This window comes from Imperialibacter roseus (genome assembly GCF_032999765.1).
GTDB classification, from domain to species: domain Bacteria; phylum Bacteroidota; class Bacteroidia; order Cytophagales; family Cyclobacteriaceae; genus Imperialibacter; species Imperialibacter roseus.
Window position 1 is genome coordinate 3685580 of the sequence record NZ_CP136051.1, and the last position, 20186, is coordinate 3705765.

General features: G+C 49.3%; 14 protein-coding genes. 11 read left to right on the forward strand and 3 right to left on the reverse strand.

Annotated elements, in window-relative coordinates; translation table 11 throughout:
* Positions 1 to 141: 141 nt before the first annotated feature.
* The 4 genes from RT717_RS15410 to RT717_RS15425 all read left to right on the forward strand — a co-directional run bounded on the left by RT717_RS15410 (position 142) and on the right by RT717_RS15425 (position 5017).
* Positions 142 to 804 (forward strand): TetR/AcrR family transcriptional regulator, encoded by a 663-nt coding sequence (locus tag RT717_RS15410; protein ID WP_317487278.1) that lies wholly within the window; start codon positions 142 to 144, stop codon positions 802 to 804.
* Positions 801 to 1700 (forward strand): ABC transporter ATP-binding protein, encoded by a 900-nt coding sequence (locus RT717_RS15415; RefSeq protein ID WP_317487279.1) that lies wholly within the window; start codon positions 801 to 803, stop codon positions 1698 to 1700. Before RT717_RS15410 ends, RT717_RS15415 begins: the two co-directional genes overlap by 4 nt.
* A gap of 5 nt (positions 1701 to 1705) precedes the next feature.
* Complete coding sequence (locus RT717_RS15420) at positions 1706 to 2488, forward strand: ABC transporter permease (protein ID WP_317487280.1); 783 nt, start codon at positions 1706 to 1708, stop codon at positions 2486 to 2488.
* Between the two features lie 198 nt (positions 2489 to 2686).
* Positions 2687 to 5017, forward strand: a complete 2331-nt coding sequence (locus RT717_RS15425; RefSeq protein ID WP_317487281.1) for a GH92 family glycosyl hydrolase — start codon at positions 2687 to 2689, stop codon at positions 5015 to 5017.
* Here the strand turns inward: RT717_RS15425 and RT717_RS15430 are convergent.
* Both RT717_RS15430 and RT717_RS15435 read right to left on the reverse strand, forming a co-directional pair.
* A complete protein-coding gene (locus RT717_RS15430; RefSeq protein ID WP_317487282.1) occupies positions 5014 to 5430 on the reverse strand; it encodes a nuclear transport factor 2 family protein in 417 nt (138 codons plus the stop codon). The two genes, RT717_RS15425 and RT717_RS15430, sit on opposite strands and share 4 nt — an antisense overlap.
* Positions 5427 to 6245 carry an ArsR/SmtB family transcription factor gene (locus tag RT717_RS15435; protein ID WP_317487283.1) on the reverse strand — a complete coding sequence of 273 codons (819 nt, stop codon included), beginning with the start codon at positions 6243 to 6245 and terminating at the stop codon, positions 5427 to 5429. Before RT717_RS15435 ends, RT717_RS15430 begins: the two co-directional genes overlap by 4 nt.
* Before the next feature lie 176 nt (positions 6246 to 6421).
* On the opposite strand from RT717_RS15435, the gene RT717_RS15440 reads away from it, so the two are divergent.
* From RT717_RS15440 to RT717_RS15455, 4 genes are all read left to right on the forward strand, one after another.
* Positions 6422 to 8644 carry an alpha-galactosidase gene (locus tag RT717_RS15440; RefSeq protein ID WP_317487284.1) on the forward strand — a complete coding sequence of 741 codons (2223 nt, stop codon included), beginning with the start codon at positions 6422 to 6424 and terminating at the stop codon, positions 8642 to 8644.
* Between the two features lie 503 nt (positions 8645 to 9147).
* Entirely contained in the window at positions 9148 to 12090 is a 2943-nt protein-coding gene (locus RT717_RS15445; RefSeq protein WP_317487285.1) for a DEAD/DEAH box helicase, read from the forward strand.
* 279 nt (positions 12091 to 12369) lie between these two features.
* Positions 12370 to 12705 (forward strand): hypothetical protein, encoded by a 336-nt coding sequence (locus RT717_RS15450; RefSeq protein ID WP_317487286.1) that lies wholly within the window; start codon positions 12370 to 12372, stop codon positions 12703 to 12705.
* A gap of 27 nt (positions 12706 to 12732) precedes the next feature.
* Positions 12733 to 15615 carry a hypothetical protein gene (locus RT717_RS15455; protein WP_317487287.1) on the forward strand — a complete coding sequence of 961 codons (2883 nt, stop codon included), beginning with the start codon at positions 12733 to 12735 and terminating at the stop codon, positions 15613 to 15615.
* A 46-nt stretch (positions 15616 to 15661) separates the two neighbouring features.
* On the opposite strand, the gene RT717_RS15460 is transcribed toward RT717_RS15455, so the two are convergent.
* On the reverse strand, positions 15662 to 16492 hold the full coding sequence (locus RT717_RS15460; RefSeq protein WP_317487288.1) for a zinc-dependent peptidase: 831 nt from the start codon (positions 16490 to 16492) through the stop codon (positions 15662 to 15664).
* Positions 16493 to 16753: 261 nt separating this feature from the next.
* Between RT717_RS15460 and RT717_RS15465 the strand changes: the two genes are divergently transcribed.
* From RT717_RS15465 to RT717_RS15475, 3 genes are read left to right on the forward strand one after another with little or no spacing between them, the layout of a single operon-like run.
* A complete protein-coding gene (locus RT717_RS15465) occupies positions 16754 to 17605 on the forward strand; it encodes a transketolase (protein ID WP_317487289.1) in 852 nt (283 codons plus the stop codon).
* 12 nt (positions 17606 to 17617) lie between these two features.
* Positions 17618 to 19018: a vWA domain-containing protein gene (locus RT717_RS15470; RefSeq protein ID WP_317487290.1), complete on the forward strand. Its 1401-nt coding sequence runs from the start codon at positions 17618 to 17620 to the stop codon at positions 19016 to 19018.
* Positions 19015 to 19977, forward strand: a complete 963-nt coding sequence (locus RT717_RS15475; protein ID WP_317487291.1) for a transketolase family protein — start codon at positions 19015 to 19017, stop codon at positions 19975 to 19977. The genes RT717_RS15470 and RT717_RS15475 overlap by 4 nt, the downstream gene beginning before the upstream one ends.
* The last annotated feature ends 209 nt before the right edge of the window (positions 19978 to 20186 follow it).

Here is a 20186-nt window from a genome sequence, read left to right on the forward strand (position 1 = left end):
ATAGGCCCCTTTAGGCCTTAGGGGTAAAGTGCTCTTAACTAAACGACATTGAATTACCTCTCCTAACGTCTTGCCATTTTCTTCTTTACTTCCGCAACCAAAACAGTTCCGGTACGTTAGTGACCATATAGTCGCTACTATATGGTCGCTTTAAAAACATTCAATAACTTACCACAGGAAAGGCAGCAGGAAATCATCGGGGTTTGTCTCGAAGAATTTGCCTTCAACGATTACCAGTCTGCCTCGCTTTCCACCATCATCAAAAAACTGAACCTGGCCAAAGGCAGCTTTTACCGCTACTTTGAAAGCAAGCAGTCTCTCTACTTCTATCTGCTTGACTACGCCGTTCAGCAAAGGCTGGCAAACGACAAGGGGTTTATTAAGCAACCGCCCGAAGACTTTTTCGACTTGATTATTCTGCACTTCCGGGCCAAGGTTCACTTCGACAAAACGCAAGGGGTGGTCAGCGCCTTCCTCTACAATGTGCTGCGGGAGAAAAACACCGAGGAGTTGGGCAATATTCAGGCTATCAGGAAGCAGAAAGCCCTGGATATTATGTATCAGCTGGTGGATCAGTATGTAGAAAACGGGCAGCTGCGAAACGACATTGATCGCAAAATACTGGCCTGGCACGTGCTTCAGACGCAGCTTTCGATTTTTGAGTTCATGGAGTTGCACTACCAGCAGGACTTCCGTCAAAACATCCAAAACAACAAACAGCTCTACAACCTGCCCGAAGAGGAGCTGGTCGCTATTGCACGGCAGTTTGTGGAGATCCAAAAAAACGGTTTTAAGAACAAATGATGATCGTTGAAACAAACAACCTGACCAAGCGGTACGGACGTGCCGCTGTGGTCGACCAGGTGTCACTACAGATTCCGCAGGGAAAAATCTACGGGTTCCTTGGCCTTAATGGGGCCGGAAAAACCACCACCATGCGCATGCTGCTTGGCATGATCAATCCAACGGAGGGCAGCGTGAGCCTCTTTGGCCAGAAAGTGCCTGGCAACGCATCGGTGTGGGACAAAGTGGGCTACATGATTGAGTCGACCTGTGCCTACCCGGACTTGTCGGTGGTGGAAAACCTCAACATTTTTTACAGGTACCATGGCCTGAAGGACAAAGACGTAATCGACAAAGTCATTGCCCGACTGAAGCTCGACCAGTACAGAGATATTCAGGCCAGCCACCTTTCGCTTGGCAACCTGCAGCGCCTCGGTTTGGCCAGGGCACTTATGCACAGTCCCGAGCTGCTCATCCTCGACGAGCCTGTAAATGGGCTCGACCCGGCCGGTATTGTCGAAATCCGCCACCTGCTTCGGGAGCTGAGCGCACTGGGCACCACCGTGCTGATCTCGAGTCACCTGCTAAGCGAAATTGCCAAGGTGGCCGACACCATCGGCATTATCCATCACGGTGCGCTGATTAAGGAGCTGGAAGCCAATCAGCTGCATGAGGAAATAGACAGAAAGCTGATTTTGAATTCACACGATAATGTCCGGGTAGCTGACCTGCTCCATAAAAATGGAATTCCGTTCAGGACAAACGCTGCCAGCGAGATAGAGATCATGGATTGCCAGTGGATGAGCGAGCCTGAGCGAATTGCCGAAATGGTGGTAGCAGGACATGCAGGGCTTACAAAGCTTTTTACTTTCGAAGAAGACCTGGAAAGCTATTTTTTAAGAACGATTCAACAGTAACCAAAATGACAACTTCATTGAGAGCTATTGCTCCCGAATTTTTAAAACTCAGGCATTCCACCATCGTGTGGGTAACCTTTGCAGCCTTTGCCCTCGGCCCGGTCATGGGTGGACTTTCACTTTTCCTTCTTGGTCATGCAGGCGATATGGGAACTTCTCCGTTGAGTGAAAAAGCAAAGCTGATGAACTTTTCTGCCGATTGGCCCTCGTATGTCGGGCTGCTTACCCAGGTGGTGGGCGTAGGCGGCGTGGTTGTGTTTGGCTTCGTTGCCAGCTGGCTATTTGGCAGGGAGTATTCCGACAAAACAGCCAAAGACCTGCTGGCGTTGCCTGCTTCCCGCAGCAGCATTATCAATGCTAAAATCGTCGTGTATGCCATGTGGTGCCTGGCACTTGTGGTCGCTAACCTTTTGGTGGGGCTGGTGGTTGGCGCCTTGCTAGGCCTTGACAACTTCGATATCCGTGTGATCACCTCCGGCCTGAACACCTATTTTGCCACGACCCTATTGGTGATGTTGCTTGGCACGCCAGTCTCCTTCATGGGCATCTGGGGAAAAGGCTACCTCGCTCCTATCGGGTTGGTGGTGCTGATGCTCATCGTTTCACAGATTGTCGGCGCCGTGGGCCTGGGGCAGTATTTTCCCTGGTCTGTTCCCGGATTATACAGCGGCATAAGCGCTGAGATGAGGGCCTCGCTGACCGCCGTCAGCTTTGGTTTGGTTGGCCTGGTAGCGGTGTTGGGCTACGTAGCGAGTCATTACTGGTGGAATCGGGCGGATCAGAATTGAGACGGCAGAGCAAAGACTACAAAAGTTGCGCCGCATAGCGAGTCTATGACCTTTTACGGACGTTCGAAAGGCCTACCAGCTTTCTACTGTTTCCTAAACTTTTGTAGCCTAATACGGTGATCAACATAGAATATTGATTGCTCCGATTCATCAGAACTTCCGATATTGGGATTTTTTAAAATTCAAAACCTACCCAGCGTGCTTAAACTCGTCTTCAGAATCTCCCTGATCGCTCTGCTCTTCACCTGTGCTGCACCAGCCTTTTCTCAGTCCACAAAAGAGCCGGTCGACTACGTTAACCCATTCGTGGACACCCACAAGTCCCGCTGGTTCTTCTTCTCTTCTGCCTCCCGGCCCTTTGGCATGGTGAACCTGAGCCCCGACACCTGGGTAAAAGGAAGCTGGAATTCTGGCTATCTCTACGACAGTCTGTATGTGCGGTGCTTCTCCCACATCCACGCCTGGCAAATGTCGGGCATACCGGTAATGCCAACGGTTGGTGAGTTCAAAGGGCATTTGGGTATGGAAGCTTACAAGTCGGCCTTTAGCCATGATGATGAAAAAGCTATACCCGGCTATCACAGCGTCTTTTTGAAGGACTACGGCATCAAAGCAGAGCTCACCTCCACTACCCGGGTGGGCTTTCACAAATACACCTATCCGGCCCATGTCAACAAGGACATTATTTTCGATGTGGGTGCATTCCTGGGTCACGGTGCCATGGACTCGGCCAAAGTGGTGAAAATAAGCGACTATGAAATTGAAGGTTACAGCATCATGGCGCCTACCAACCGACGCCCAAAGCCTACCTACGTCTACTTTATTGCTCGTTTTGAGCAGCCGATCTCCTCATTTGGGGCATGGGAAAAAGGAAAACTCAGGACCGGAAAAGTAGACCAAATACATGGAAAGGAAGTGGGGGCGTACGTTAGGTTTGAAAGGAAGCAATTGAAAACGGTACAAATGAAAGTGGCCATTTCCTACACCAGCACAGCGCAGGCCCGCCTGAATATGGATACCGAGCTACCGCATTGGAACTTTGAACAAGTAGTCGGAAACTCAAAAGATGAATGGAACGACTACCTCAGCAAAATCAAAATAGATGGCGGCACTGAAAAGCAGAAAATCAAATTCTACACCGACCTGTGGCACTCGTTGCTCGGCCGCCGCATTGTGAGTGACGTAGACGGCAAGTACTGCGACATGACTGGGCCGAAGCCAGTCGTTCGGCAGGTGGCGCTGGATGAAAGCAAAAAGCCGAAACACAACCAGTACAATTTCGACGCCTGGTGGGGCAGCCACTGGACACTGAATGTGCTCTGGTCGATGGCCTACCCTGAAATCATGAATGAGTTCTGCGCCAGCATGGTGGAGATGTACCGTTACGGTGGGCTCATCCCACGGGGGCCTTCCGGCGGCAACTATACTTATGTAATGATTGGCGACCCGGCCGTTTCTTTTTTTGCTACTGCCTACAATAAAGGCATCCGAAACTATGACGTGGCGAAAGCCTACGAAGGCCTACGCAAAAACGCTTTCCCGGGAGGCATCAGAGACCGGGCAGGCTACGAGCATCGTGACAATCCGCAGGGCGGCGGTATGAATTATTACGTACAGCGAGGCTATGTGCCTGAAGGCATACCTGGGCCGGGTGGCCATAAAGACGGCGCTGCCATGACACTGGAATATGCCTATCAGGACTGGTGCCTGGCCCAGCTGGCCACCGCTTTGGGGAAAACAAAAGACTACGAGTTCTTTGACAAGCGTTCTCAGAATTACAAAAACCTTTGGAACCCCGAGACGCATTTTATTCACCCTAAAAACATAGACGGAACCTGGATTGACAACTTTACGCCCATCGGCGAGGGATTCAACACGTTGGGTTTTGTGGAAAGCAACTCGGCCATTTACACCAACTACGTACCCCACGACCTGAAAGGGCTGGCGGCGTTATTTGGCGGCGCAGACAAGTATGCTCAATATGTAGACAGTTGTTTCATTAAAGCGAAGCCCAACAAGTTCATCACCGACCATGGCAAGCACGCCGAAAGCTGGGTGGATTATGAAAACCAGCCTTCCTGCCAAATGGCCCACCTGTTCAATCATGCGGGAGCGCCCTGGCTTTCTCAAAAGTGGGTGCGTGAAGTAAAGGAAATTACCTTCTCAGATATCAGCCCTTATGGCGGCTACAACGGTGACGAAGACCAGGGACAAATGGGTGCCCTGGGTGTACTGATGGCCATCGGGTTGTTTCAAATGGACGGCGGTGCATCGGTCAATTCTTCTTACGACATCACAACGCCAATATTCGATAAAGTTGAAATTCAGCTTGATCCGAAATACTATGCCGGCAAAACTTTCACTATCAGCACAGAAAACAATTCGGCGGACAATATCTACATTCAAAAAGCTTCCCTGAACGACAAAGACTGGACAAAGTTCAACTTTCCACATGAACTCTTCGCAAGCGGTGGAGAGCTTAGGTTAACATTATCCAACAAGCCTAACAAAACCTGGGGGATTGACTAGTCAATAAAATACCAGGCCCGGCTAATCTTGCCGTTTTGAATCTGGTAGATGCCCATGGCAGAAGAGGAGACTGTTTCGCCCGCTTTGTTTTGATGGCTGACCACTTCTCTGAAGCTGATCCGCTCGCCGTCGACCGCATATTGTTCAATGGTCGAGACTGATTTTTGCCCTGCGGAAAAGTAATACTTCATACTTTGCCTGAAATTCTCTTTTCCCTCCACTTCGAGCAAAAGCGTATCGGCAGTGAGTGAAAACCACTTAAAATCGTCGGTGACATTTGCGGTCAGCCGATCAACGTCACCCTCGTTGAAGGCCGCCACCTGGTCTTTGAAAACCCTCAAAAGTTCTTCATTTTGTGCATTTGCAGCCGACACGCATGCAAATAAGGCCATGCTTAATAGAATGCTTTTCATGATTTGTTATCTACATAGTTTTTGAATCCCTCCTCGAAAAGCAGCTTCCAGCCCTCGGTAATTTGTCCCTTTGCTTTCGCTGATACGTCTCCCATTAGTGTATCCGACAAGGTCAGCATGGTCTTGCTGCCGTCCTCTTTCAGCGTGATCTTGAGAAACGTGATGGCTGGCCCCCCATAATCCGGAGTGAGGTGCCCCTGCAATTCGAGGTGATGGGGGGCATTGAGCACAATCACCGTGTACCAAAGTAGCCCTTCATCATTACCATAGTCTTCGTACATCCTCCCTCCCACTTTGGGTTCAAGGATAAACGCCTTTGTTTTCGGACTGGTGTAGAAGTCCTTTCTCCACCAGAGTCCAATGTCTTTGATCAGGCATTCCCACACGCTGTTAATGCTGGCATCAATCGGCACCTCTAGTCTGATATTGACAGGTTTGGTTGGCTCGTTCATAAGCAAGTCGTTAGTTAAATCATCAATATCCTCTTTGTACTCAGCCAGCTCACGCAACTGGAGCAAGTTTGTAGCCCACTGCGCTTCGTACTTTTTCACCCAACGTTCATATACTTCTTGTAGCGGAATTGCGTTGATATAGTTCCAGCGAAACTTCCCCTGCTTCTTCGGTAAGATAAGTTTGGCGTCTTGCAAAACCGAAAGGTGTTTCATGACAGCACACCTTCCAATGGATTCAAACTCTTCCACGAGTTCGCCCGTCGTCTTTGGCGACTCCCTTACCAAATCCATCAGGCGCCTGCGGGCCGGGTCGGCCAGGGCTTTCCAGATTTCGGTTTCTTTATCAGTTGCTTGAGCTTCCAAAAGTAGTTGAATATTATGTTACTAAGTAGTAACATGTAAACATAATCGGATATCACTTGATATCCAAGCCCGTGAGTGCTGCATTGCATAACCTCCATGTCCACTAAATCACACTTTGCTTTGACTTACCTCCAACTATTTTCTAATCTTATCCTTTATTCCAGAAAGTTGAAGAAATGAGAAAAACACATCACCTACCTGCCATTCACAAGACATTCCTGACCATTGGTTCGATGCTGGCGGTCGTCAGCCTTTCGGCACAAACTGTCACCATTCCCATAGAAACCGGCAGCAACGTTATCGTGCTACAAACGGATAGCGAGAGCAGGTTAAGAACCGTTTACTTCGGCGAACCTCTGACCAACGAAAGCGACTATTCGGCTATCTCCAGCCTGACCCGGCTGGATGACGACAATATTGGCGTCCACAATGCAGCTTACACCCCCGCAGGCACCTGGAACCTGGTGGAGCCTGCCATTCAGGTGAAACATAGTGATGGAAATGCCTCGCTGGAGTTGAAATATGTAACCCACAAAAGGGAGCGGATTGACGACAACACTTCCCTCACAAGCATTCAACTAAGAGATCCGAAGTACCCGTTCAACGTAACGCTGTTCTACAAAGTCTGGAAAAAGGAAAATGTGATTGAGCAATGGACAGAGATCAAACACACGGAGAAAAAACCGGTGCTGCTTGAAAAGTATGCCTCTGCCGATCTCTATTTCTCTAACAAGGACTTCTACCTCACCACTTATCAGGGTCAATGGGCCAAAGAAATGCAACCCACCGAAACTAAATTGGAACGAGGCATGCGGTCGATAGAGACTAAACTGGGCGCAAGGGCAATGCTCTTGCAGTCACCCAATTTCATTTTATCGTTTGGACAACCAGCTTCGGAGAATGACGGGCTCGTGATGCTGGGTCAGCTGGCCTGGAGTGGCAACTTCAAGATGGAGTTTGAAGTAGATCCTTACGAAAACCTGCGGTTCATTTCCGGCATCAATCCTTATGCATCAGAGTATTCGCTGGTTCCCAATCAGACATTCAAAACAGCCTCTCTCATCTATGCCGTTTCCAACAACGGCACTGGTGAAGCTAGCCGCAACCTGCACAGCTGGGCAAGAAAATACCGGGTGCTAGACGGCGAAGGAGAGCGCTTGACCCTGCTGAACAACTGGGAGGCTACTTACTTTGATTTCGATGAAGACAAGATCACTTCTCTCTTCAAAGACGCCAGGAACCTGGGCGTGGATTTGTTTCTGCTCGACGACGGTTGGTTTGCCAACAAATACCCCCGGAATGATGACAAAACTGGCCTGGGTGACTGGCAGGAGAACGTGAAGAAGCTGCCTCACGGCATCGGCCATTTAGTGCAGGAAGCCGCCAAAGAAGGAATCAAATTCGGTATCTGGATAGAGCCAGAAATGGTAAGTCCGAAAAGTGAGCTATACGAAAACCACCTCGACTGGGTGATCCGTCAGCCAGACAGACCTGAGGTATACTATCGGAATCAGTTGGTGCTGGACCTGTCGAACCCAGAAGTGCAAGACTTTGTGTATGGTGTAGTAGATGGGCTCTTTACGAAAAACCCTAACCTGGCCTTTATCAAATGGGATTGCAATGCTGTGATCTACAACGCTTACTCAGCCTATCTCGACAAAAAAGGGCTGCCTCAGTCGCATCTTTATGTGGAGTATGTACATGGCCTCTACAAGGTACTGGAGCGCATCAGGGCTAAATATCCCAAAGTGCCTATGATGCTTTGCTCGGGCGGTGGCGGTCGGGGCGACTACGAACTGCTTAAATACTTCACTGAATTCTGGCCTAGCGACGACACTGATCCGTTGGAAAGAATCTTTATGCAGTGGGACTACTCCTACTTTTTCCCTGCTATCGCCGTCGACAACCACGTGACAGACTGGGGCAAGCAGCCGCTCAAGTTTAGAACCGACGTAGCCAGTATGGGCAAGCTAGGCTTCGACATCGTGGCAGGTGAGCTAAACGAAAAAGACATGCAGTTTGCCAAGGAGGCTGTGGCCAACTACCACGGTTTCAAAGACATGATGTGGCACGGCGACCAGTATCGCCTGATGAACCCACATGACAATGACATGGCCTCCATCATGTATGTGAAGCCTGACAAAACCAGGGCGATCATTTTCAACTATTTGGTCAACTACCGCCAGCGGCTCCAAACCAGTGTGGAGCCAATTAAGCTCAACGGCCTGGATCCAAGCAAAAAGTATCAGGTGAAAGAGATCAACCTGTATCCGGGCGCCAGATCCTGGCTCAACCCGGAAAAGGTGTATTCGGGAGACTTTTTGATGAAAGTGGGCTTCAATCCGCTGGTGAATCTGAACCGAACAAGCGTGGTACTGGAGGTGAATGAGGTGAGGTAGGGCATTATTGGTCTGCAAAGAAATCGCAGGTCTTTTGCGTTGCCGTTGCAAACTCGAACGATTGAAAAAATATTAAATCGATCATCCGCCTCGTTTGCAACGAGGTGGATCGAGAAAGGCGATTGCATCGCCTCCAAAAATGCTTATTTTGATTACCAAAAAATATGTCTGGCAGCTACATCCTATTGAAAGCTTGAGCATTGCGACTATGGCACTACAGCTTATTAGCTAGAAATAGAAATGTGAATGGTTTGGAAAGTGTTGCAGCTAAGTATGTGATAATATTTATTGGAAGTGCGATTCTATCGCACTTCTCATGCGTCCCCGTTGCAAACGAGGACGATGACGTTATCGTCCAGAAAAGGAATACTTTGGGCTTCAATCCCCTGGTGAACCTGAACCGAACAAGCGTGGTGCTGGAGGTGAATGAGGTCAGGTAAAACTTTTACTAAAGGGTTAATCATCTTTCAACTTGATGTGGCATATTGTGTGCCCAAGAGCACATGGAAAAAAAGCCAGACGAAAATAAGATTGCAACAAGCAGCAAACCCTTTGAAGATTTCAAGGGGGAAAGCAGGCCCGGCGGGGTTGCTCTCGACAAGTACCTGTCGGCGGAGCAGTCGGGCACCTGGGAAACTGGCGGCTCTAAAACTATCGTCGTGCTGGGTTCTCACAGGTACTACAACCTGTTCAGTGCGCAGCTGCTGCGTGGCGGCCTTACTCAAAGCAGAGAGCTGAAAAATCCGCTCACTGTGCTCAATCCACTTGACAGCATGTGGCAATCGCAAAATCCGGAGGTGCTCAGGTTTTATGCAGCCATTGCCCGCTTTCAGGCATTTTATGAGCCCACCCTCACGGACCTGGAGGCCATCAGGGCCATCGTCAACAATCCGCTGCACTACTCCTTTTATCAGCACGATGCTTCTGTTTCTGAAAAGGTAAGTGCCAGGTCGGTCTCCAAAATCACTCTGAGAGAAGCCGATGTCCGGGTGCTGGTCAGGATTTCGATGGAAAATGATGTCTATCATGTAAGACCCGAGGTGTTTGTCGAAGGAGCTTTCACTCCCACAAGCAGGCTGGCCGTCAGGTTCGACAGGTTCGTCACAATTGATCAGCAATGGTTGATGGCGGAAAATGCCGATGCCTTAAAAGTGCTGTCGTACTTCAGGAAATACGAAGACGGTCTGCACCTGCCTCATGCAGCGTTTATTCGCTTTCAAAAGGACGTGCTGTCGCAAATGGAAAACCATGTAGAAGTAATACATGAGTACATGGAAACGGCCAGGGCGGTGGTAGATGAAAAAAGTCAGGCAAGCCGCCTGATCTACCTTTCCGACTTCGGCGACTATATCGTGATTGATCCGGTAGTGAGGTACGGAAAAACCGAGATCCCTGTGCTGACGACTAAGCAAATCTACGTTGAGGACGTGGAGGGAAACCCCGTGATACTGGAGAGGGACACCGCCATGGAGGAAGCCTTTGTTTCCCGCCTCATCCGGCAGCATCCGCTTTTCAAGGAGCAGGTCGACAATCCACTGCTTTACTTTTACCTGCACAAAACCAGGTTTGTACAAGACGGCTGGTTTCTGAAGGCCTACGAAGAATGGAAGGCGGAAGGGCTGGAAGTGCTTGGTTTCAGCCAGCTAAAAGGGATCGACGTAAACCCCGAACCAGTTAACATTTCAATTCAGGTCAGCAGCGGACTCAATTGGTTCAATGCCCGGATAGAGGCAAAGTTTGGCAGAAAGAAAGCTTCGCTCAAACAAATCCACAAGGCTGTAAAGAACCAGAACCGATACGTAACGCTGGACGACGGGACGCTGGGGGTGCTGCCTGAAGAGTGGTTGCAAAAGTTCGAAAGCTACTTTGCGGCAGGCACCATTGTCGACGACGTGGTGCAGGTGCCAAAAATCAATTTCGAATCTGTCAATCAGCTTTTTGAACGATTTATGCTGAACGAAGAAACCCAGCAGGAAGTAAGCGGCTACCGGCAGAAGCTCTCAAGCATTGGCAAGATTACGCCGGCAAAGCCTTCAACTGCTCTCAAAGCCACATTAAGACCCTATCAGCTTCAAGGTTTGACGTGGCTCAATGTCCTCGATGAATTCAACTTCGGCGGTTGCCTGGCCGACGACATGGGGCTGGGAAAAACCATCCAGATCATTGCCTTTATCCTGGCTTTGAAAGAAAAGCATGGCTCCTCCACCCACATTTTGGTGGCGCCCACTTCGGTGATCCACAACTGGCACAATGAAATCGAGCGCTTTGCCCCCACCCTGAAAGCCGTCTCGTTCCATGGCCCTCACAGGCTTCGGATAATTCCCAAATTCAAAGAGCATGACCTCGTCATCACCACTTACCATACGCTCGTCAATGACATTACCTACCTGAGAAAGTACCAGTTTCACTACGCCTTTCTCGACGAGTCGCACAACATTAAGAACCTGGCTTCGCAGCGCAATAAGGCCGCCCGCATGCTGAAGTCTAAAAACAGGGTCATTCTTACAGGCACCCCACTGGAAAATCACAGCTTCGATTTGTACGCCCAATTATCGTTTGCCTGCCCCGGCCTGCTTGGCTCCCGCACCTACTTTCGCAACACCTATGCCATGGCCATCGACAAGTTCCAGCACAAGCATAGCATGCTGGACTTGCAGCAGCGCATCAGTCCTTTCATACTCCGCCGGACTAAGAAAGAAGTGGCAACAGAGCTACCTGAAAAAACAGAAATGGTACTCTACTGCGACATGGAAGCCGAGCAACGAAAAACCTACGATGCCCGTGAGAAAGAACTTCGGGATCTGATTGAATCAACCAACAACGAACAACTGCTAAAGAAACCCATGTATGCCCTCAAGGGCATCACCCAGCTTCGTCAGATTTGCAACTCGCCCCTGCTGCTTGGGGAGGAAAAAGAGTATGGAGACAGCTCAGCGAAAATTGACACACTGATGGAACAGCTTCGCAATATCACAGGCGATCATAAGGTGCTGGTGTTCTCGCAGTTCGTTTCGATGCTGAACCTGATCGAGAAAGAGCTTACCAAAGAGCACATTGGCTACACCATGCTTACCGGCAGCACGACCAACCGGGAGGAAGTGGTCAGCCAGTTTCAGAACGACGTACATACAAGGGTGTTTCTGATCAGCCTGAAAGCGGGGGGCACCGGCCTCAACCTCACCGAAGCCGACTATGTGTTCCTGGTCGACCCATGGTGGAATCCGGCAGTAGAAGACCAGGCGATTGACCGCAGCTACCGCATTGGGCAAGACAAACGGGTCATTGCGATTCGCCTCATCTGTCGGAACACGGTAGAAGAGAAAATTCAACAGTTGCAGCAAAACAAAGCAAAGTTGGCAGGTGATCTGGTGAAGGAAGGCAATGGTTTCCTTCAGTCGATGACGAAGGGAGACTGGCTTGGCTTACTGCAAAACCCCAGCCCTTAACTGCATTAAACATCGTAGTTCCCACAATTCTACCTTGTTTGGGGCATGAAAAAACTCTTACTCATTGCTTTATCGGTTGGCGGCTTTCAATTGCAGGCGCAGCAATTTGACTATCTGCCAACAGCCGCAAATCCTTAAGGGTTACCGAACCCCAACGCTCCAAAGGAAATCCGGGACTACCAGGAATTGATTGGCTCCTGCGATTGCAAATCTGTCAGCCGGATCGATCCAAATACCTGGGCCGCCACGGTTCAGATGACCTGGGTGTTTAAATATATCATGAATGGGATGGCTGTGCAGGACGAAACTACTAAAGCAGACGGACTTCATTCCGGTAGCATCAGGCAGTATAGCACCGACAGTGCCAGATGGAACGTTCATTACTACTCCACCGTCGCCACTCCCTCATTGCGTGCCTGGTACGGTAATAGAAAAGGAGATAAAATCATTTTGTATAGTGAGCAGCCATCGCCCCAGGGGAATCCCGGCTTCTATAGACTGACTTTTTCTGACTTCTGCAACGAAGGATACAATTGGGTGGGGGAATGGGTGGACAAGAGCGAATCGTTTTCATACCCAACCTGGAAGATCTTTTGTAAAAAGAAAAAAGTGTAGATTCCCGACGGAAAAACTACACTTGGCATGTTTAAAAGCACCTATTTCTATAAAGGCATTGTCCTAACTTTCATATTAGCGCTACACTTCTTTTTGGCAGAAGCTCAAACGGCGATGGGAGCCGAACCTGCCAGACCACCCAAGCCACTCACCGACTGGCTGCTGGACAATTCAGCTTTTAAAGCAGATGTATATCAGGGGCAGTCGCCGAAAGAAATTGCTATTTCGAACGGTCTCATCCGGCGCACCTTCCGTTTAGCGCCCAACGCAGCCACGGTAGGCCTCGATAACCTGATAACAGGCGAAAGTCTTCTGCGAGGTGTAAAACCCGAGGCTGAAATCACCATCGACGGTATCACCTACGCAGTAGGTGGCCTCAAAGGGCAGCCTAACTATGCTTACCTGCGCACGGAATGGATCGACCAGTTGACCAACGATCAAGCCTCGCTGCAGTTTACCGGCTACGAAGTAAGCCAGCCCAAAGCTCCTTTTGAGTGGAAGCAGGTCAGGCATCATACGGCAAACCTCGACTGGCCTCCAAAAGGTGTGCATCTCCGAATGGACTACCGCATGCCCTTACCTGATGAGCTGGTTCAATCGGGAAAGTCGTTGCCCAGCGACTATGGCAGAAAGCAATTGATGGCAACTGATTTCAAAGCCCTGGATGCAGCATGGAAGACAACTGTTTCGAAGGCTCACCCCAGAAGCTCTTTTATCAACGAAGGAAAAGTCGGTGAGATTTACACACCACAGAACACCAGCATCTTTGCAGAACGTAGCCTAACAGGAGATGTGCATCTGGTGGAAGCAACAATCGACCCCGGTACGGATCGAAGCGGCGACTGGGCACCAGGTCTGGCCCTGGTTTACCCTGACCGCACCATCAAATTTTCCCTGACACCTGGCGGCCATGTCAACGACCAGGGAAGGTCACTATTCTCTGTTTGGGATGGAGAGAAAGAAACAAAGATAGCTGGCGAAAGAGTGAACCCTGAGTTTAACGGGGCGGTCAGCTTGCGCATCCGATGGGATGATACCGGCATCTATTGTGAAGCCAAAATTCCCAACGAAACCTGGCGCCTGGTAGAAAAGCTGGCACCGCAAAAGGGAAAACCAACAAGCGTCCGAATTGGAAAGATGGATGCCAAAGGGCAGGCAACAGACAATAAAGATGACTTAGGAGAGCTGGTGAGACTGCATGTCACCCATTTTGCTGCCTATGGCGACTACAACCAGGCGGCCACTAACGCTGCCGCAAAAGAAGCCAACCGGGCTGTCAAAGTATCGGTGCACTACGAATTGTACGACGGCATTCCCGTGATGGCGAAATGGATCACCATTGACAATCAATCCAAATCCGCAGTCACGCTGGATCGGTTCACCAGCGAAATCATTGCTGCCGTAGAGGATGGCTCTGCTGTTGAGGCCAGGAAATACCTTCCACACACTCCTAATATTCACGTAGAAACAGACATGGCATTCGCCAGCTTCGATGCCGACGATGCCAACCATCATGTGGTGCATTGGGGACCAGATCCGGAGTACAACACCCAGGTCAACTACCTCAAGCTGACGCCTTGCCTGTTGAAAGTGAGTCCGGAAGTCGGGCCAGGTCAGTTGATCGCACCGGGCAAGAGCTTCACTTCTTTCCGCACCTTCGTTATGCCGTTCGATGGCTACGACAGAGAACGCAACGGCCTCGCCCAACGAAAGATGTACCGGACACTGGCACCGTGGACAACAGAAAACCCACTGATGATGCACGCCCGCTTTGCTGACTGGGACCGGGTGAAAGTAGCGATTGATCAGGCGGCCGAGGTAGGATTTGAAATGGTGATCCTGACCTTTGGCAGCGGCTTTGACATTGAAAATAACAGCCCGGAATACCTGGCCGAAATGAAAAAGTATGCCGACTATGCCAAAAGTAAAGGAGTCGAAATTGGCGGCTATTCTCTGCTTGCTTCCAGAAAAATCGGCAACGGGCAGGATGTGGTAATGCCTGAAGGCATGACACCCACCTTTGGCAACTCCCCTTGTATTGGCAGCGAATGGGGAGAAGCCTACTTCCAAAAACTCTACAACTTCTACCAGCAAACCGGATTCACATTACTGGAACACGACGGCTCCTACCCTGGCGATGTTTGCACTTCTCACGATCACCCAGGCCATCGTGGCTATGAAGACTCGCAATGGAACCAGTACCAGGTAATTTCCGACTTCTATCAATGGTGCCGCAGCCAGGGTATTTACCTCAATGTGCCCGACTATTATTACCTCGCCGGGTCTAACAAATCGGGCATGGGCTACCGGGAGGTCAACTGGAGCCTCCCCCGTGCACAACAGCTCGTCCATACCCGGCAAAACATTTACGACGGCTCGTGGGTCAAGCGGTCGTCGATGGGCTGGATGTTTGTGCCGCTGACGGAATACCATGGCGGTGGTGCCGCTGCCACCATCGAGCCGCTGAATGAGCACCTCGATCACTACGAGGGCATGATCACCAGCAACCTTGGCGGTGGCGTACAAGCCTGCTACCGTGGGCCCAGGCTCTATGACACGGAGGAAACCAAAGCCATGGTAACAGGATGGGTGGACTGGTACAAATCGCATCGCAGTGTACTGGAAGGAGACATTATTCACCTGCGGCGGCCCGATGGGCGGGACATCGACTACTGGCTAAATGTGAACCCGGGTGGAGAGGAAAAAGGGCTACTGTCGGTTTACAATCCATTGGATGTGCCCATTAAGAAAGAGATTTATGTGCCTTTGTATTATACAGGCTTGTCACAAAGGGCAGTTGTCAGCGACAGGGATGGAGTGGCCAAGACTTATGATCTCGACAGGGAGTATGGCATCAGGTTGGAAGTGGATGTCCCGGCGAATGGGTTTGAGTGGCTCCTCATTAAATAAAAAATAGCAGGTTGGAGTTATAATTGTGTTTCTGTCGGCCAGAACTTCATCGATAGCGCCGATTCCAGGCCATCGGATCCTGCCTCAGCATGCTGGACAACAGACGGTATAAAGTCGGATTGTGCTCATGAAGCTCGGCGGGACGTTCAAAGAAATTTTCAACAGCAACCGCAAAAAACTCCTGGTCACTTGAGGCACCATATTTCCTGAAAAAAGTTAAATCTCCGGTTTTCATTCTTTCAATTTCTCTCCTCCCCTCCTTAGTAAACTGCACTAAAGAATCGTAGTCCAGGAAATTATACTCCTTGTTTCTTATTGAATCCTCCACTCTTAGCGCATGAGCCATTTCGTGCAGTCCCAGGTTTCTGCCATCCTTTTCATCCATGAGCCCGAAAACGAAGCTTTTCCAGGAAAGTGCGATATAACCGCTAGTATGAACCTCTCCTTGATGTAAATGCCCTGTAGCGTTAGATTGATAAACATCCGCAAAAACATATATTCTGTCAAAATGTACCAGATAAACCCTGGGGTAGCCGAACGTAATTTGGACAGCTGTGGCACTTATCAAAGCTATCATCTCATCGGTAACCTGGTCGATATCGTGGCCGGGCATAAACTCTTTCGACTTGATAAAATATTGAACTTTTTTCTCAAACAACGCTTTTTTCTCATCCGGCAGGGCCTGGTGGTAAGGAAACTTTTCTTTAATAATTTTTAGATATTTTTCATCAAGAGGCTTCCTGATAAAAAACCAATGGAACTTATCTCCCAGAAAAAAATCGAAAGTAGCAGCAAAAATTTCGTAGACGTTTTTAAAAACCTGCACGACTATGAATACTATTGCAAGAGCAAATATGAGGGCTGCTACGTACTCCATTACGACCTTTTATCCTTAAAAAATTATATTGTCCATCAATATAAGGCAAGGCGTCAATTTAAACTACACGATTATAAGCTCGGCCAATTTCCGTCGGTTTGTTTTCTTTAAACTTACTAGTGGGCAATATAGCACAAGCTCGATACCAAAGGCTGTTCATAGTTTGCTTTTGAGCTAAAGAACTTTCCCCCACTTTATCCCTCCATATTTTCCGACATTCATTACCTTTGAATCCGTAATCATTTTTAAGACCAAACATCCATGGCAGAGAAGAAATCAGTTGCAGAGTTGAAAGCTATAGCGTCGCAGGTGCGTCGTGACATTGTTCGTATGGTACACTCATGTCAGTCAGGCCACCCTGGTGGTTCTCTTGGCTGCACCGATTTCTTTGTAGCACTCTACTTCCATGAGATGAACCACGATCCGAAATTCAACATGGATGCGAAAGGCGAAGACTTGTTTTTCCTTTCAAATGGTCATATTTCCCCTGTTTTCTACAGCGTACTTGCCCACAGCGGTTATTTTCCTGTGAAGGAACTGGCTACTTTCCGTAAGATCAACTCTCGTCTTCAAGGGCACCCTGCCACACACGAGCACCTGCCAGGTATCAGAATTGCTTCCGGCTCACTGGGTCAGGGACTTTCTGTAGCAATTGGTGCGGCTGAGGCAAAGAGGCTCAATAAGGACGACAGCTATGTATATGTGCTAATGGGTGATGGCGAGCAACAGGAAGGCCAGGTATGGGAAGCAGCCATGTATGCCCCCAACCACAAGCTGGATCACCTGATCGCTACTATCGACTGGAATGGCCAGCAGATCGACGGCCCCACTGCCAAAATTAACGACCTCCGTGACCTTCGTGCTAAATATGAGGCGTTTGGATGGGAAGTAATAGAGTCGAACGGCAACGACATGGCAGGCATTTTAGCTGCTCTTCAGAAAGCAAAAAGCCTGGCTGGCAAAGGAAAGCCGATCATGAACCTGATGAAAACCGAAATGGGTGCTGGTGTTGACTTTATGATGGGCAGCCACAAATGGCATGGTGTTGCTCCCAACGACGAACAACTGGCAGAGGCTTTGGGCCAGCTCGAAGAGACCTTAGGGGATTATTAAACCCAAATCATTTTGAAAAACTTACTCAGGAAAGCTACCGTTATTGCGGGACTGCTCAGTCTTTTCAGCTTTCCTGTGTTTGCTCAGGTGTACAAGCAAAAGCCGCCGGAAAAAACACGCATCCTGTTTTTGCTTGACGCATCCGGCAGCATGCTGGCCAAGCTGGGAAATGTGCGGCGAATTGATGTGGCTACAAAACTCCTGTCAGACCTTGTCGACTCGTTGAGTGTCAACCCCAATGTGGAGCTGGCGCTGAGGGTCTACGGTCACCAGTATGCCAGGGCTTACAACAACTGCACAGATACCAAACTTGAAGTGGGCTTTTCAGCAAAGAACCACCGGGACATACGGGCTAAGCTCTATCAGCTCACGCCGCAGGGCAACACACCCATTGCCTATTCGCTGGAGCAAACTGCCAACGACTTTCCGAAAGTAGACGGCTATAGAAATGTGGTCATCATTATCACTGATGGAATCGAAAGCTGCGAGGGCGATCCCTGTGCGGTTTCCAAAGCGCTACAGTCGAAGAATATCTTCCTGAAGCCCTTCGTTATTGGCTTAGGCCTGGGGTTGGAATATGAGAAAAACTTCGAATGCCTGGGTAAGTACTTCGACGCTACCGACGTACCCAGGTTCAAAAAGTCGCTCAACGAAGTGCTAAGGCAAACCCTGATGGAGACCACGGCCAGTGTGGAGCTACTCAATGAAAACAATGCCCCAATTGTCACGGACGTGAACGTCAGTTTTATCAATACAGTCACACGGCAGTCAGTTTACGACTTTGTGCACTACCGGGATAAACTGGGCCGCCCCGACTCTGTAATCCTCGATGCGGTGCTCACTTATGACGTGGTGGCCAATACAGTGCCCCCTGTGGTGAAAAAAAACGTGGCGCTTATAGGTGGCATCCACAATATCATCGACATCCGTACCCCGCAGGGCAATTTAGCTTTTCAAATGCCAGGCGCCTCAGAGTACAGTAATCCGGTGCAGGCATCGGTACGCCTGCCGGGTCAAACACAAAGTCTCAACATCCAAAAGCTGACTGAGCCCTTTCTTTACCTGGCTGGCACCTACGACATCGAAGTGCAAACCTTCCCCCGCACTTTTATAAGGGGCTACACTATAAAGCCTTCTCAGGACAATTCCATTACCCTTCCCGGGCCGGGAGTTCTCAATCTGACTATGGGCGTGCGGGGCATTGGGAGCCTCTATAAAATCAACCCCGATGGGTCGCAGGAGTGGGTTTGTAACTTTCCCGGAAATATCACTTCATTTGTTAGCGCTATTCAGCCCGGAGAGTATAAATTTGTGTTTCGTGCACAAAGCGCCAACGGCAGTAAGTTTACAGAAATAAAGAAATTCAGCATAAGAACTGGTTCCACAGAAACCATCAAACTATACGGTAGATGACGAAATTTGAAATACTCGGAAAAAACGACACCCGCTCCGGCTTTGGAGTAGGCCTGCTAGAGGCTGGCCAGCAAAATCCCAATGTGGTTGCCCTTTGCGCCGACCTTATTGGTTCATTAAAAATGGATGCCTTTATTAAGGAGTTTCCAGAACGATTTTTTCAGGTAGGTATTGCCGAAGCCAATATGATGGGTATTGCTGCTGGCCTTACTATTGGAGGCAAGATTCCGTTCACCGGTACTTTCGCCAACTTTTCTACGGGAAGGGTCTATGATCAGATTCGTCAGTCAATTGCTTATTCAGGAAAAAACGTGAAGATATGCGCCTCGCATGCTGGTGTAACCCTGGGGGAAGACGGCGCTACGCACCAGATCCTCGAAGACATTGGTATGATGAAGATGCTGCCAGGCATGACAGTTATCAATCCTTGTGACTACAACCAAACCAGGCAGGCTACCGTGGCTATTGCCAAGTATGAAGGGCCTGTATACCTCCGCTTTGGAAGACCCAAAGTCCCAATCTTTATAAAAGAGGACATGCCTTTCGTGATTGGGAAGGCGCTGAAGCTGGTTGAAGGAAGCGACGTCAGTATTTTTGCCACTGGTCACCTTGTTTGGGAAGCTGTTCTTGCAGAAGAAATACTAAGAGAGAAGGGTATTAGCGCCGAGATCATTAACATCCATACCATCAAGCCACTGGACGAGAAGGCCATTCTTGATTCGGTAGCTAAAACAGGCTGCGCAGTGTCTGCTGAAGAGCATCAGATGAACGGCGGCCTTGGTGACAGCATCGCCCAAACCCTTGCAACACACAATCCGCTTCCACAGGAATATGTTGCTGTGAAAGATAGCTTTGGAGAAAGTGGTGTACCTGAACAATTGATGGAAAAATATGGGTTAAATGCCGCTCATATTGTGGAAGCAGCGCTGAAGGCAATTGACAGAAAGCGTAAGAAATAGATTGAAAAATCAACTTTTTTGAAATTTACGTTCACAATTTAAAACAAAAAAGGGCTCCAACCGGAGCCTTTTTCGTTTCACGACCGGATTAATCTTACATCAGCCGTCTCCACCTGAAACAAACTGAAAGGGAACTTTTGCTTCCACATTAAACTTTTTCTTCCAATTCAGCTTAATTTCTTACGTAAGAACTGAGCAATGTCCGGACA

Bases quoted from the DNA above. Each gene is read 5' to 3' on its own strand.
- RT717_RS15410 (WP_317487278.1), top strand. From the start codon at position 142: ATGGTCGCTTTAAAAACATTCAATAACTTACCACAGGAAAGGCAGCAG.
- RT717_RS15415 (WP_317487279.1), top strand. From the start codon at position 801: ATGATGATCGTTGAAACAAACAACCTGACCAAGCGGTACGGACGTGCC.
- RT717_RS15420 (WP_317487280.1), top strand. From the start codon at position 1,706: ATGACAACTTCATTGAGAGCTATTGCTCCCGAATTTTTAAAACTCAGG.
- RT717_RS15430 (WP_317487282.1), bottom strand. From the start codon at position 5,430: ATGAAAAGCATTCTATTAAGCATGGCCTTATTTGCATGCGTGTCGGCT.
- RT717_RS15440 (WP_317487284.1), top strand. From the start codon at position 6,422: ATGAGAAAAACACATCACCTACCTGCCATTCACAAGACATTCCTGACC.
- RT717_RS15445 (WP_317487285.1), top strand. From the start codon at position 9,148: ATGGAAAAAAAGCCAGACGAAAATAAGATTGCAACAAGCAGCAAACCC.
- RT717_RS15450 (WP_317487286.1), top strand. From the start codon at position 12,370: ATGAATGGGATGGCTGTGCAGGACGAAACTACTAAAGCAGACGGACTT.
- RT717_RS15455 (WP_317487287.1), top strand. From the start codon at position 12,733: ATGTTTAAAAGCACCTATTTCTATAAAGGCATTGTCCTAACTTTCATA.
- RT717_RS15460 (WP_317487288.1), bottom strand. From the start codon at position 16,492: ATGGAGTACGTAGCAGCCCTCATATTTGCTCTTGCAATAGTATTCATA.
- RT717_RS15465 (WP_317487289.1), top strand. From the start codon at position 16,754: ATGGCAGAGAAGAAATCAGTTGCAGAGTTGAAAGCTATAGCGTCGCAG.
- RT717_RS15475 (WP_317487291.1), top strand. From the start codon at position 19,015: ATGACGAAATTTGAAATACTCGGAAAAAACGACACCCGCTCCGGCTTT.